The sequence below is a fragment of the Ruminococcus sp. AF37-20 genome, assembly GCF_003460465.1.
Classification (GTDB): domain Bacteria; phylum Bacillota; class Clostridia; order Oscillospirales; family Ruminococcaceae; genus Hominimerdicola; species Hominimerdicola aceti.
The window spans coordinates 86,828-99,578 of record NZ_QTVE01000008.1; the positions used below are offsets into that span (position 1 = coordinate 86,828).

Sequence of the window (12,751 nt, forward strand, 5' to 3'; positions counted from 1 at the left end):
AATCAGCATATTTTTTCTAAATTTCGCCGTATGGATTTTATTATCCGCTTTTCAAGTCTTGATATGTAGGATTGGGATATACCGACTTCATCAGCGACCTGCTTCTGGGTCATTTCTTTTTTGCCTGAAAGCCCAAATCGCATTTTCATTATCTGCTTTTCACGAGGGCAGAGCTTTTCGATCTCCTCCAGAAGAAGCTGTTTCTCAACTTCGCTTTCTATGCCCTTGTTCACGGTGTCGTCATCGGTGCCTAGAATATCGGATAAAAGCAGTTCGTTGCCGTCCCAGTCAACATTCAGCGGTTCGTCTATGGATATTTCATTTTTATACTGATTTGATTTTCTAAGAAACATAAGTATCTCGTTTTCTATGCACCGTGAAGCATAGGTCGCGAGCTTGATGTTTTTATCAGGACAGAAGGTGTTCACCGCCTTGATAAGCCCTATCGAGCCTATTGAGATAAGATCCTCTATGCCTGTGCCTGTTGACTCAAACTTCTTTGCTATATATACCACAAGCCTGAGATTATGCACTATAAGCAGTTCTCGGGCTTTTTTCGGGTCTGTTTCAAGAAGCTCAAAGGCTTTTTTCTCTTCCTCTTTGTTTAGGGGCGGCGGTAACGAATCTGCACCATTTAGGTAATCTATAGTTTCGGGGTCGTCTGAAAACAAACGGCTCAAAAATCTGTTCAGCCCTAGAGCGAGTGTTTTAAGTGTGGTCATTTGTATTCCTCCTGTATTATCCCAGCAATGCGGGGTTGAATATAGCCCGTGACTTTCCGTTCAGAGATGGCTTTATGCCCACATAGCACCTGACGTTGTGTACACGGTCTTTATCGTCGATTATCTTTACGCTTCCTGCGGCGGTTATGTGGATAATTCCCTCACCGCAGACAGTAGAGCAGGGGATAAGCCTGAAACCGCTTAGAGGGTCAGGCTCGTCACGGTCAAGGTCGTAGTGATAGAAAAGCCTGTCACAGCAGAAAACCACCACCGGTGTTCCTGTGAAGCTGTCGCAAAGCCTGTTCCCACTGTCGCAAATGGCAGGAACTTTTACTATACAGCCACCATTTTCGTATATGGCTTCGTATTTTGCGACCCTGTTGAAACACCTGCGTGTGATGTTCTCATAAAGACAGAGCAGACCATATGCTATACCGCAGGCAAGGGCAAGCTTAAATAGAGAGATGTCAAAATACACAGTGAGGTTTCTGAAAAAAATCACCTTGCTTCCTGAAATCTGCCAAAGGGTCACCACTATACCCGTGAAAACTGCGTCCACTGCACAGTATATGATAAAGTATCGAAGTAGTTGACAAGGGTCTTTACACCCAAAGGCTATAAGCACTGTGAATACCGCACTGACAAGCTTTATCACCACAATAAGAACTGCAGTGAAATATCCTTTGCTGTCTATAGCCATAACAAGCGACGAAAGTCCTCCCACCGAGCAAGCTGTCAACAGCCGCAGCGGACTTATGACCTTGTGACATACCCTGCCTGCCGCCTCCAGCATGATAAGCGTCATAATGGCGTTTGTCACAAGGAGTATATCTATGTAAATTTTCATGACGTTCCTCCCTTTGATATTATGATAGCACTGCTTGGATGGAAAAATTGTCGCAATGGGGACAAAAAAAGATCCGCCTTCCCCAAATGGGAAAGCGGATATGCTTATTTGATATCAAATTAGTCAGCAAAGAAAACTGAGAAAGCCTTATATGCCATATAAGTGTCTATCTTCGAGGTTATCTCAAATGGAGCGTGCATTGAAAGCACCGGTACGCCAACGTCGATAACGTTCATGTCAAGGTTTGCGATATACTGTGCGACAGTTCCTCCACCGCCGCCATCTACCTTGCCAAGCTCGCCTGTCTGCCAAACGATGTTGTGTTCGTCAAAGAGCTTTCTTACTCTGCCCACAAACTCAGCGGAAGCGTCAGAAGTGCCTGACTTGCCTCTTGCGCCTGTGAACTTTGTGGCAACAACGCCGTAGTTTATCTGTGATGAATTTCTTATCTCGAACGGCTCTGAGAATGTTGGGTCATATGCCGCATTTACGTCGGCTGAAAGGCACTCGGAAGCAGAGATAACGTTTCTGCCCTCAAGTCCGTATACCTTTGCAAGGTCAGCAATGAAGTATGGCAGATATGAGCTGTTAAGTCCTGTGTTGCCGTCGCTTCCTGTTTCTTCCTTGTCTGTGAGTATGGTCATGCAGGTCTTTTTAGGGTCTTTGCATTTGAGGATAGCCTGCAAAGCTGTGTATGCACAAACTCTGTCGTCCTGACCATAAGAGCCTACCATGCTTCTGTCAAAGCCAACGTCCTGTGCCTTGAATGCAGGAACAGCTTCAAGCTCTGCGGAAACGAAATCGTCCTCTACGATGCCGTATTTCTCGTTAAGGATAGCCATTATGTTGAGTTTTACCTTGTTTGAAACAGCGTCATCTCTGAATGGTCTGGAGCCTATGAGCAGATTAAGTTCCTCCCCCTTGATGAGCTGTGGAGCAGGTCTTTTCATCTGAGCGTCTGCGAGGTGCGGCAGAATATCAGTTACGCAGAAAACAGGGTCGTCCTTGTCCTCACCGATATTTACTGTAACGCTTTCGCCGTCAGCCTTTATGACAACGCCATGAAGCGACATTGGAACAGTTGTCCACTGATATTTTTTTATGCCGCCGTAATAGTGTGTCTTGAACAGGCAAAGCTCCTTGTCCTCGTAAAGTGGGTTCTGCTTAAGGTCAAGACGTGGTGAGTCGATATGAGCGGCAGCAAGTCTGATACCTTTTTCAAGACCGTCCTTGCCCATAACTGTAAGTATGATAGCCTTTCCTCTGTTTACAAAATAGAACTTGTCGCCGGCGTCATACTTCTTGCCCTTTTCATAAGGCTTGAAGCCTGCTTTTTCAGCCTGAGCCACTGCCTCGATAACAGCCTCACGCTCTGTTTTTGCAGTGTTCAGAAAGCTTTTATAGCCCTCACAGAACTTGTCTGCCTTTTTGAGCTTTTCTTCGCTAAGGCGAAGTCCACCGTTTTTCTTATCCGAAAGAAGCTTTTCTGCAAGCTTTTCGCCCTCGGACTTTTCTTTCTTCTTGTTATCCATTGTAAAGTCCTCCTTTTAATGTATTCTTATTGAAACTGCGTTACAATGGGCGGACACTGTTCGCCCCTGCGCATGGTTTTGCTTAACTGTTTTCTGTAATATCCCCATGACTGCTGAGTATATCCTTATAATTGTCATAGGCTTTGCGTATCTTGCGCACATAGTTTGAAGTCTGGTCATTTTCGTCAGGTATGTCGCTGACTTTGAAATTGTCAGGGTCAACAGTGCCGTTTTCTATCCAACTGTCAACAAGATTCATTCCACAGTGATATGCCGCCGCTGTCAGCTCTACAGAGCCGTCATACTTTTCCATAAGATAGCTGAGATAGTATGTGCCATATTGGATATTAAGTTCAGGGTCGAACATATCGTCATAGGTGTTGTCACGCTGATCGTCAAGGCGATATTTTATCCAATCGTATGCGTCCTCCATAAGCTGCATAAGACCTCTGGCACCCACTGATGAAACAGCGTCCTTATTAAAGCCGCTTTCCACTTTTATTACAGAGAACACAAGCACAGGGTCGCACTTGTACTTGGTGCTGTATCTTATTACATACTCCTCATAATCTGTAGGATATGAAAAAGAGTTCGGAATATCCTTTGCCTTGTTGATTATCTGCTCGTGATAAAGATATGTGAGCCAGCCTATACCGCACAGCAGAAGTATGACTGCTATGAGTACGGGACCTTTTTTTATGTGCCTTTTCTTTTTACGCCTGCTGTTTTTTCCATTAGCCGCCATTATATCTTTCCTTTATTGTTTCTATGACCTCACAGGTCTTTTGAAATGTGTCATTCACAGAGCCGTTGTTCTCAATGACGAAATCGCTGTGAGCCTTGAAAAATTCCATAGTATGCTGAGAAGAAAAACGCTTTTTTGCAAGCTCCGCCGAAATGCCGTCCCTTTTGGTTATCCTTTCAAGCCTTATGCCAAAGTCTGCCACAACGCTTACGATAACACTGCAAAGCTTATCCGCACCTGCTTCAAAAAGGGTCGGTGCGTCAAGAAGAACAAACTCGCTCTCTGTGGCGTTTATCTTTTCATCAATAAGCTTGTTTATAAAAGGGTATATGGTATCATTGAGCATTTGAAGCTTAGCATTGTCAGAAAAAACTATCTCTCCAAGCTTTCGCCTGTCAAGGGCAAAGCCGTCGTCAAAACAGTCTGGGAAGATCTTTGCAAGCTCTTTACAGCATTTGCTCCCTGCCTGTGTGACTTCTCTTGCAACTATATCGCAATTTATTATCTCAAAGCCATTTTCTCTGAAAGCGTCCGATATAGTTGTCTTGCCTGCACCGCTTTGACCTGTAAGCCCTACTACTGTTTTTTTCACAGTTTCACCACCTGAAAGCCTGCGGCTCTTAAAAGTCGGTTATACACTGCAAGCCCCACACCGTCTTTGTTAGGACAGCGTGCAAAAACTTTCTTTGCACCTATATCATCAAGTCCTCTGAGAACGTCAAAAAGCTCTTTTGCCTGTTCCTCGTCATTTGCGCCATAGCAGATATGCGGGATATCAAGCCCCTCGCAATCGCTGTCAGTGAACACCATAAGAGTGGTGTCATTGTCAGCGTGAGTTTTCACATATTCTCTGAAAGCTTCAAGACTGCTGTCAATGATAGTCACATCAGCCTTTGGGGCATAGTGCTTGTATTTCATACCAGGGGAGCGGACTTTTACGTTCTCACCCAGCTTTTCCAAAACACCCTTGTCGATAAGAACGTTCGGGGTGATCTCCATAAGGTCTTCTGCGGAAATAAATCCCGGTCTGAGAAGTCTGATGCCGTCCTCGCCTTCAAAGCTTATGACAGTTGACTCAACGCCCACTCCGCAAGCTCCGCCGTCTATTATGGCAGGTATCCTGCCGTGCATATCGTTAAGGACGTGCTGTGCTGTTGTAGGTGACGGGCTTCCTGAAAGGTTTGCCGACGGTGCGGCGATAGGGAAGCCGCAGGCTGAGATAAGCGCTCTTGCCACCTTATGTGACGGCATTCTTATGCCCACCGTGTCAAGTCCTCCGCTCGTTACCATTGGTATTTTTTCAGACTTTGGCATTATCATTGTGAGAGGTCCTGCCCAAAATTTTTCTGCGCACTTTACAGCAAGGGGCGGTATCTTATCCACAAGTCCCTCAAGCTGAGAAATGTCAGATATATGAACTATAAGCGGATTGTCGGCAGGTCTGCCCTTGGCGGCGAATATCTTTCTCACAGCCTCTTCGTCAAAAGCGTTTGCTGCAAGACCATACACGGTTTCCGTCGGCATACCAACGACTTCGCCCTGTGAGAGCAGCTTTGCGGCATATGCTATGCTGTCCTCGTCAGTGCCCAGTATTTTTGTGTCAAACATTTTTTATTCTTCTTCCTGACTTGCAAGCTTGGCAGCCTGATCAGCTGTTGCAAGTGCGTCGATTATTTCATCAAGTGCGCCGTTAAGCACCTGTTCAAGTCTGTAGATAGTAAGACCGATTCTGTGGTCGGAAATTCTTCCCTCAGGATAGTTGTAAGTTCTTATTCTTTCGGAACGGTCACCTGTTCCCACCTGTGAACGTCTGTTGTCTGCGATCTCCTTATTCTGAGCCTGAACTTTTTGGTCAAGGAGTCTTGAACGGAGAACTTTCAGAGCCTTTTCCTTGTTCTTGAACTGTGAACGCTCGTCCTGACACTCAACTACCATGCCTGTAGGCAGATGAGTTATTCTGATAGCGGAAGAGGTCTTGTTGATGTGCTGTCCGCCTGCGCCTGAAGAACGGAAAACGTCTATTTTCAGATCTTTTTCTTCGTTAAGGTCAAGCTCCACCTCATCAGCCTCCGGAAGTACGGCAACTGTAACAGTAGATGTGTGAACTCTGCCCTGTGACTCAGTTTCAGGTACACGCTGAACTCTGTGTACTCCGCTTTCGTATTTAAGCCTTGAATAAGCTCCGTCGCCTGATACGCTGAAAGTTATTTCCTTATAGCCGCCAAGCTCTGTTTCGTTGGCGTTCATGACCTCTATAGTCCAGCCCTTTGAAGCGGCATACATTGAATACATTCTATAAAGAGAGCCTGCAAACAGCGCAGCTTCCTCACCGCCTGCTCCGCCTCTTATCTCTATGATAACGTTACGCTCATCGTTAGGGTCTTTCGGCAGCAGGAGAAGCTTAAGCTCTTCTTCAAGCTTAGCCATATCTTCCTTGGATTCTTCAAGCTGCATCTGCACCATTTCCTTGAAGTCCTTATCCATTCCGCCTGCGTCAAGAAGCTCGATGGCTTCGTCATTGGCAGCCTTTGCCTTTTTGTATTCGCCGAACTTTTCAACTATCGGCGTAAGCGTCTTATATTCTTTCATAAGGCTGGTATACAGTGAAGTGTTGTTTACAGTTTCAGGCTGCATGAGCTTTTCGTTTATTTCATTGAATTTATCTTCGAGTGCTTTGAGTTTTTCAAACATAGTTATATTCTCCTGTCATTTTTATTTCATATCATACATTTGTTATATATCATAAATTGCGAGAATAGCTATGACTCAGCCTCTCTGATAATAGTTTTTACGTTCTTTTCGGCTTTGCTGCGTACTATCATGAACTCTCGTCCGCAGCCCTCGCAGCGCAGCTTGAAATCCATGCCTGAGCGCAGAACTATCATTCTGTTACTGCCGCAGGGGTGACTTTTCTTCATTACAAGAATATCGCCTTTTACAATATCCATTTTGCACCACTTTCCTTTCTTAAAAGGTGAAGCAGAGCGAATACTCTGCCCATACATCGTTATTATAACACATTTCTCCCTTTATTGCAATAGCGGAGAGGACGGTTTTATTGCTGTACAAATATTATAGTCCATATATTTGATTTTTGTTGCATTGTTACAAAAATGACATTATAAGAAGCTGAATTTACAAAATGTTCATTGAACGCCATGCTGAGAAGTGTTAATATTAGATTGTTCAAAATTGAAATATCTAATATTGGAGGTTTGACAATGAACGATAATATGACAACAGCAACGCATATGTTTGATCATTCAAAGAAGCTTGCAGAAGCATACGAAAAAGTCATGCAGCCCCTTTGTAAAAAGCTCGATATGCCAAAGACTGCCCTTGACGTGCTTATGTTCCTTGCGAACAATCCTGAGTTCAACACAGCGGGTGATGTGTGTAGATATAGGAATATCAAGGCGGCACTTGTATCTTTCCATGTAGAAAAGCTTGTGGAAGCAGGTTTTGTTGAAAGGCAGGCGGTAAAGGGCGACAGAAGAAAATGCCGTCTGGTCTGCACAGAAAAAGCCATTCCTGTGATAAAAGAGGGCAGAGAGCTGCAGAAAAAGTTTGCACAAAAGCTTATCGCTGGCTTTTCGGACGATGACATGGCGCATTTCAGAAAATGCCTGCATATCGTTAGCGACAATATAGACAGCATTCTTAAAGAATGTTTGTAGAAGGAGGTAACAACTATGATAAAACTGCTTAAAAAGATGGGCAAGCGTGAGGTGCTTATGGCTGTTCTCTGTACGTTCCTTGTGCTGGGACAGGTGTATTTTGACCTGACGCTGCCTGACTATATGACTGACCTGACCATGATGCTCAACACGGCAGGCAGTGAAACTTCCGATATCCTGAACGTCGGACTTAAAATGCTTGGCTGCACCCTTGCAAGTGCTGCTCTTGCTATCGGCTGCGGCTATCTTTCCGCAAAGACTGCCTCAGGATTCAGCTACACTGTAAGAGAAAAGCTTTTTAACCACGTTATGGATATGGGCAGCGAGGAGATGCAGGACTTTTCCATACCGAGTCTTATAACAAGGACAACAAACGACATTACACAGATACAGATGATAATATCAATGGGCTTGCAGATGATAATAAAATCGCCTATCATGGCGGTTTGGGCTGTTATAAAGATACTTGGCAAGAGCTGGGAGCTTTCGGCTGTTACGGCGGCGTTCGTTGTGGTGATATGCGTATTCGTTCTTGCAGTTATGGCGACCTGCATACCGAGATTCCGTATCGTTCAGAAGCTAACTGATAAAATAAACCGTGTGGCAAGAGAAAATCTCACAGGCATAAACGTTGTCCATGCTTTCAATGCTGAGAAATATCAGAACGACAAGTTCGATGTTCCAAGCAAGGATATGATGAACACACAGCTTAAAAACCAGAGAATGTTCGCACTTATGATGCCAGTTATGAATATCGGAATGAATGGTTTGACCCTTGCTATCTACTGGCTTGGTGCAGTGCTTATCCAGCAGATAGCCCTGACGGCTGTTCAGGACAGGATAACGTTTTTCAGCAACGTTGTTGTTTTCAGCACATATGCCACATACGTTGTAATGTCATTTATGATGCTCGTTATGATATTCATGATGCTCCCTGCGGCTCAGGTATCTGCAGAGCGTATCAACGAAGTGCTTGAGCGTGACGTGAACATAAAAGAGGGAAGCGTCAGCGAGGGAAGAGAGCAGGGCACTGTGGAATTTAAAAACGTTTCTTTCAGATATCCTCATGCCTCTGAGGACGAGCTGAGCAACATAAGTTTCAAGATAGAAAAGGGTCAGACCCTTGCCATAATCGGTGCAACAGGAAGCGGCAAGACAACGCTTATAAGCCTTATACCAAGATTTTATGACGCAACAGAGGGCGAAGTCCTTGTGGACGGCGTAAACGTAAAAAACTATAAGTTCGACACCCTTTATGACAAGCTTGGATATGTCACGCAAAAGGCTGTGCTTTTTGCAGGCAGTATAAGAGAAAACGTATTTTTCGGCGAGAGTGCCGCTCCTGAAAGTGACGAGGAGCTAAAAAACGCTATCGAGCTTTCTCAGGCGGAGGAGTTTGTGGATAAGCTTCCTGACGGCACAGAGCATATGATATCTCAAATGGGCAGAAACGTTTCAGGCGGACAGAAGCAGCGTTTGTCTATTGCAAGAGCGCTTTCAAGAAAGCCTGAGATACTTGTGTTTGATGATTCTTTCTCAGCCCTTGATTACAAGACAGACGCAAAGCTCAGAGAGGGTCTTAACGAAAAGCTTGGGGATACAACAAAGATAATCGTTGCGCAGAGAATAAGCACTATCCGTCATGCAGACAAGATAATAGTCCTTGACCGTGGCGAAGCCGTGGGCATGGGTACTCATGAGGAGCTTATGAAAAACTGCGACGTATACAAAGAGATAGCACTTTCACAGCTAAGTGCGGCAGAGCTTGCATAGAAAGGGGGACTGCACAATGAGAAAATACGAAAAGGCTAGTAAGGGCGAAATGGCGTCCGCTATGAAAAAAATAATAGAGTATATGAAAGGCAGTGTAGGTATCGTTGCCGTGGCATTGGTTCTTGCGGCGCTTGGTGCGGTGCTGACTATCATAGGACCTGACAAGGTGGGCGAGATAACCGACCTTATGGCAGACGGACTTATGACAGGCATTGACCTTAAAGCGGTGGCAAGGGTAGGAATATTCCTTGGAGCGATATATATTTCAAGCTCGCTGTTCACATTCATTCAGCAGTATATAATGGCGACAGTCACCCTGAAAATGTCATACAGAATGAGAAGCGACCTTTCAAGAAAGATAAACTGCGTTCCGCAGAAGTATTTCAACTCACATTCACAGGGCGATATACTCAGCCGTATCACAAATGATGTATCAACTTTGCAGCAGGGTCTTACAAACAGCCTGCCGACCATAATCAGTGCAGCGGCACAGTTTGTGGGCTGTCTTATAATGATGTTCGTTACAGAATGGCGACTTGCGCTCATCTCACTGTTCATCACATTCTTGGGACTTTTCCTGATAGTTTTTATAATGTCAAAATCACAGAAGTTCTTCCTCGACAGACAGGAAAGCCTAGGTAAGCTCAACGGCTATGTTGAGGAGATGTATTCAGGTCACGAGGTAGTAAGGATATCCCGTGGAGCAGATAATGTAAAGAAACATTTTGGCGGACTTAACGAAGCTGTATACAACGCAAACTGGAAGTCACAGTTTCTGTCAGGCATCATGCAGCCGCTTATGAACGTTATCGGAAACCTTGCATACGTTGCGGTATGTGTTTTCGGCTCGATGCTCGCTCTTAACGGCACTATCACATTCGGCGTTATAATCTCGTTCATTCTTTATGTAAGACTTTTCACATCACCTCTTAGTCAGATAGCTCAGGGCATGACGAATATGCAGACAGCTTCCGCTTCTGCTCAGAGAATATTTGACTTTATCGAAAGCGAGGAGCTGTCAGACGAGAGCGACAAGAGCAGTGAAATGCCTGAGGTAAAGGGCAATGTAAGCTTTGAAAATGTTCGTTTCAGCTATCCTGATACTCCTGACAAGGTGATAATAAAGAACTTTTCCGCAGAGGTAAAAGCAGGACAGAAGGTGGCTATCGTCGGACCTACCGGAGCAGGCAAGACCACAATGGTAAATCTGCTTATGAGATTTTTCGAGATAAACAGCGGAAGTATCTCCATAGACGGCACGCCTATCTCACAGCTGAGCCGTGAAACTGTTCACAATATGTTCAGTATGGTTTTGCAGGACACATGGCTTTTTGAGGGCACTGTAAGAGAAAACCTTGTATACAACATGGAGGGCATAAGCGACGAGTCCCTCGAAAGAGTGTGCAAAGCCTGCGGTCTGGATAAGTTCGTTCATACGCTCCCTGAGGGCTTTGATACAGTGCTTTCTGAAAGCGTGGCAATATCAGCAGGACAGAAACAGCTTCTCACTATCGCAAGGGCAATGCTCCAGAATGCGCCTATGCTCATACTTGATGAGGCGACCTCGTCAGTTGACACAAGAACGGAGCTTCTTATCCAAAGGGCAATGGATAAGCTTACAAAGGGCAGAACGAGCTTTGTTATCGCACACAGACTTTCGACTATCAAAAACGCAGACCTGATACTTGTTATGCGTGACGGCGACGTTATCGAAAGCGGGAACCATGAAACTCTTATGGCAAAGGGCGGATTTTATGCCGAGCTTTATAACAGCCAGTTCGATCAGGCTTCATAAAGCAGGCTTTTATATGCAAAGCACACGGCTTTTACGGCTGTGTGCTTTGTGCTTTTTTTACTAAAATGGGTGTGACAGTGGTGTGGCTGTATTGAAAAATGACAATAAAGTGTATTTTATTTCTTAAAATCAGATAATTCACTTGACTAATCCGTATTAAAATGGTATGATAAATATGTATTTTTATTAATGTATGTAAAATATATTTTAGCAGAAGGATTGATATATAATGAAAACACCATTTATAACCAAGGAAAAGGCTGAGGAGATAATCAAGCAGTATCCTACACCTTTTCATATCTACGACGAAAAGGGTATCAGACAGAGAGCCAGAGATCTTTACAAGGCATTTAGCTGGAACAAAGGCTTCAAAGAGTATTTTGCTGTAAAGGCTACCCCTAACCCATTCATTTTGAAAATACTCAAGGAAGAGGGCTGCGGCGTTGACTGTTCTTCTCTTACTGAGCTTATGATGAGCGACTGCTGCGGATTCAGCGGAAGCGACATCATGTTTTCTTCAAACGTTACTCCTAAGGCTGATTTTCTCAAGGCAAGAGAGCTTGGAGCTTATATCAACCTTGACGATTTCACTCACATAGATTATCTTGACGACCTTTGCGGTATTCCTGAAACTATCTGCTGCCGTTTCAATCCGGGCGGACATTTCGAGATAGAAACTCAGATAATGGATAATCCAGGCGAGGCTAAGTACGGCTTCACAAGAGAGCAGCTTTTTGAGGGCTTTAAGATACTTCAGCAGAAAGGCGCAAAGCATTTCGGACTTCACGCTTTCCTTGCTTCAAACACAGTTTCAAACGCTTATTATCCAAAGCTTGCAAGAATACTTTTTGAGCTTGCTGTTGAGCTTCATGAAAAGACTGGTGCAGACATCAAGTTCGTAAACCTTTCAGGCGGTGTTGGCATAGCATATGAGCCTGACAAGCCACAGAACGATATCTTCGCTATCGGCGAGGGAGTTCGCAAGGCATTTGAGGATATAATGGTTCCTGCTGGTCTTGGTGACGTTGCTATCTTCACAGAGCTTGGCAGATATATGCTTGCTCCGTTCGGTCATCTCGTTGCTACCTGCACACATCATAAGCATACTTATAAGGAGTATGTTGGACTTGACGCTTGTGCCTGCAACCTTATGCGTCCTGCTATGTACGGTTCATATCATCACATTACAGTTCTTGGCAAGGAGAACGCTCCGTGCGACCACAAGTATGACGTAACCGGCGGTCTTTGCGAGAACAACGATAAGTTTGCGATCGACAGAATGCTGCCTGAGATAGACACGGGCGATATAATTGTTATCCACGACACAGGCGCACACGGCTTTTCAATGGGCTACAACTATAACGGAAAGCTCCGTTCAGCAGAGATACTTCTCCACGAGGACGGCTCATTCGACATGATAAGACGTGCCGAAACTCCTGCTGACTATTTCGCAACATTTGATTTCACTGATATTTTCGATAAATATACAAAGAATAATAAGTAATGGTGCTTAGATCCACAGGGAATTTCTCTGTGGGTCTTGCTGTTTTTGGGCGTTTGGTGAGCAAATATTAAAAAAATCGGAATTTATGTGATTTTTGCTTGCAAAATAGTATGAGATGTAGTATAATATTAAATTGAATTGGTGTATTTTTTCACC

12 protein-coding genes are annotated in these 12,751 nt (G+C 44.5%); 4 read left to right on the forward strand and 8 right to left on the reverse strand.

Translation table 11 applies throughout. The features are described 5' to 3' along the window. Positions 1-2: 2 nt before the first annotated feature. From sigE to DW015_RS07080, 8 genes are all read right to left on the reverse strand, one after another. Positions 3-722 carry an RNA polymerase sporulation sigma factor SigE gene (gene sigE / locus DW015_RS07045; protein ID WP_051706493.1) on the reverse strand — a complete coding sequence of 240 codons (720 nt, stop codon included), beginning with the start codon at positions 720-722 and terminating at the stop codon, positions 3-5. A 16-nt stretch (positions 723-738) separates the two neighbouring features. After that, complete coding sequence (locus DW015_RS07050) at positions 739-1,569, reverse strand: sigma-E processing peptidase SpoIIGA (protein ID WP_117905134.1); 831 nt, start codon at positions 1,567-1,569, stop codon at positions 739-741. Positions 1,570-1,688: 119 nt separating this feature from the next. Next, complete coding sequence (locus DW015_RS07055) at positions 1,689-3,101, reverse strand: aminopeptidase (protein ID WP_117856302.1); 1,413 nt, start codon at positions 3,099-3,101, stop codon at positions 1,689-1,691. A gap of 82 nt (positions 3,102-3,183) precedes the next feature. After that, complete coding sequence (locus tag DW015_RS07060; RefSeq protein ID WP_022287287.1) at positions 3,184-3,846, reverse strand: lytic transglycosylase domain-containing protein; 663 nt, start codon at positions 3,844-3,846, stop codon at positions 3,184-3,186. After that, on the reverse strand, positions 3,836-4,438 hold the full coding sequence (gene coaE / locus DW015_RS07065) for a dephospho-CoA kinase (protein WP_117905135.1): 603 nt from the start codon (positions 4,436-4,438) through the stop codon (positions 3,836-3,838). Before coaE ends, DW015_RS07060 begins: the two co-directional genes overlap by 11 nt. Further along, positions 4,435-5,454, reverse strand: coding sequence for an L-threonylcarbamoyladenylate synthase (locus tag DW015_RS07070; RefSeq protein WP_117905136.1), 1,020 nt, complete (start codon positions 5,452-5,454; stop codon positions 4,435-4,437). Before DW015_RS07070 ends, coaE begins: the two co-directional genes overlap by 4 nt. Positions 5,455-5,457: 3 nt before the next feature. Then, on the reverse strand, positions 5,458-6,537 hold the full coding sequence (prfA, locus tag DW015_RS07075) for a peptide chain release factor 1 (RefSeq protein WP_117905137.1): 1,080 nt from the start codon (positions 6,535-6,537) through the stop codon (positions 5,458-5,460). A 68-nt stretch (positions 6,538-6,605) separates the two neighbouring features. After that, positions 6,606-6,794 carry a DUF951 domain-containing protein gene (locus DW015_RS07080; protein ID WP_022287283.1) on the reverse strand — a complete coding sequence of 63 codons (189 nt, stop codon included), beginning with the start codon at positions 6,792-6,794 and terminating at the stop codon, positions 6,606-6,608. A 273-nt stretch (positions 6,795-7,067) separates the two neighbouring features. Here DW015_RS07080 and DW015_RS07085 point away from each other — a divergent pair, with 273 nt between their 5' ends. The 4 genes from DW015_RS07085 (at position 7,068) to DW015_RS07100 (ending at position 12,595) form a co-directional block, all read left to right on the forward strand. Next, the gene (locus tag DW015_RS07085; RefSeq protein WP_181979868.1) at positions 7,068-7,523 is read left to right on the forward strand and encodes a MarR family transcriptional regulator; all 456 of its coding nucleotides are present in this window, start codon (positions 7,068-7,070) and stop codon (positions 7,521-7,523) included. 15 nt (positions 7,524-7,538) lie between these two features. After that, positions 7,539-9,296 (forward strand): ABC transporter ATP-binding protein, encoded by a 1,758-nt coding sequence (locus tag DW015_RS07090; RefSeq protein WP_117905139.1) that lies wholly within the window; start codon positions 7,539-7,541, stop codon positions 9,294-9,296. Between the two features lie 16 nt (positions 9,297-9,312). Next, positions 9,313-11,091: an ABC transporter ATP-binding protein gene (locus DW015_RS07095; protein WP_117905140.1), complete on the forward strand. Its 1,779-nt coding sequence runs from the start codon at positions 9,313-9,315 to the stop codon at positions 11,089-11,091. A gap of 229 nt (positions 11,092-11,320) precedes the next feature. Next, on the forward strand, positions 11,321-12,595 hold the full coding sequence (locus DW015_RS07100; protein WP_022287279.1) for a diaminopimelate decarboxylase: 1,275 nt from the start codon (positions 11,321-11,323) through the stop codon (positions 12,593-12,595). The last annotated feature ends 156 nt before the right edge of the window (positions 12,596-12,751 follow it).

What these genes read in the sequence shown, in the direction of transcription:
- sigE (WP_051706493.1), bottom strand. Translation starts at nt 722, where the DNA reads ATGACCACACTTAAAACACTCGCTCTAGGGCTGAACAGATTTTTGAGC.
- DW015_RS07050 (WP_117905134.1), bottom strand. Translation starts at nt 1,569, where the DNA reads ATGAAAATTTACATAGATATACTCCTTGTGACAAACGCCATTATGACG.
- DW015_RS07055 (WP_117856302.1), bottom strand. Translation starts at nt 3,101, where the DNA reads ATGGATAACAAGAAGAAAGAAAAGTCCGAGGGCGAAAAGCTTGCAGAA.
- DW015_RS07060 (WP_022287287.1), bottom strand. Translation starts at nt 3,846, where the DNA reads ATGGCGGCTAATGGAAAAAACAGCAGGCGTAAAAAGAAAAGGCACATA.
- DW015_RS07070 (WP_117905136.1), bottom strand. Translation starts at nt 5,454, where the DNA reads ATGTTTGACACAAAAATACTGGGCACTGACGAGGACAGCATAGCATAT.
- prfA (WP_117905137.1), bottom strand. Translation starts at nt 6,537, where the DNA reads ATGTTTGAAAAACTCAAAGCACTCGAAGATAAATTCAATGAAATAAAC.
- DW015_RS07080 (WP_022287283.1), bottom strand. Translation starts at nt 6,794, where the DNA reads ATGGATATTGTAAAAGGCGATATTCTTGTAATGAAGAAAAGTCACCCC.
- DW015_RS07085 (WP_181979868.1), top strand. Translation starts at nt 7,068, where the DNA reads ATGAACGATAATATGACAACAGCAACGCATATGTTTGATCATTCAAAG.
- DW015_RS07090 (WP_117905139.1), top strand. Translation starts at nt 7,539, where the DNA reads ATGATAAAACTGCTTAAAAAGATGGGCAAGCGTGAGGTGCTTATGGCT.
- DW015_RS07095 (WP_117905140.1), top strand. Translation starts at nt 9,313, where the DNA reads ATGAGAAAATACGAAAAGGCTAGTAAGGGCGAAATGGCGTCCGCTATG.
- DW015_RS07100 (WP_022287279.1), top strand. Translation starts at nt 11,321, where the DNA reads ATGAAAACACCATTTATAACCAAGGAAAAGGCTGAGGAGATAATCAAG.